Origin of the sequence: Idiomarina sp. Sol25 (genome assembly GCF_033052775.1) — a bacterium.
In the GTDB taxonomy this organism is placed as follows: domain Bacteria; phylum Pseudomonadota; class Gammaproteobacteria; order Enterobacterales; family Alteromonadaceae; genus Idiomarina.
The window spans coordinates 1-544 of sequence record NZ_JAUPEW010000032.1; the positions used below are offsets into that span (position 1 = coordinate 1).

Below are 544 nucleotides of genomic sequence, written 5' to 3' on the forward strand. Positions count from 1 at the left end.
GCGAGGAGGCGATTGCCCTGGTCGATGCCGCCGGTGGCGCACGCCAGGTGGTGCCGTTTGTGGGCGATGCCATCGCCAAGGCCTTCCCGCCGCCCTCGGGCACGGGTGAGGGTGATGCACCCGGCAGGGAGGGTAAGACAGCGGGAAAGGCCAGCCCCCCGGCGGGGGCGTAGACTGGAGCGCGCTTTATGCGTCGTGGTGTGAGCTGGGCTTACACCACGAGCGTTTTGAGGCGGTCACCTTGAAGGAATACGACCTCATCACCCGCGCGCGGATCCGGGCCAAGGATGCACAGGTGGAGGCGCGCCGGGTGCTGAACCAGGAGCTTGGCGTGCTGGTCAGTCACGCGTTCCACAATCCCAGGAAGATGCCGGATTTTACCAAAGCCGCGGGCCGCAAGGGCCGCAGCAAAATCGACCCTGCGCAGGAGCTGGAACAGCTGCGCGCCGGTCTGATGAACATGCACTTCGAGAGTAAAAAGGGGCCGTAGATGTCGGCAGTAATTGGCGCGCTGCGGGGCGTGCTCTCCATGGATTCCGCCGCC

1 protein-coding gene is annotated in these 544 nt (G+C 65.6%); it reads left to right on the forward strand.

Annotation, left to right across the window (positions count from 1 at the left end; genetic code table 11):
• Positions 1-241: 241 nt before the first annotated feature.
• Positions 242-490: a hypothetical protein gene (locus tag Q5L94_RS13320; protein WP_317498850.1), complete on the forward strand. Its 249-nt coding sequence runs from the start codon at positions 242-244 to the stop codon at positions 488-490.
• Positions 491-544 lie beyond the last annotated feature (54 nt).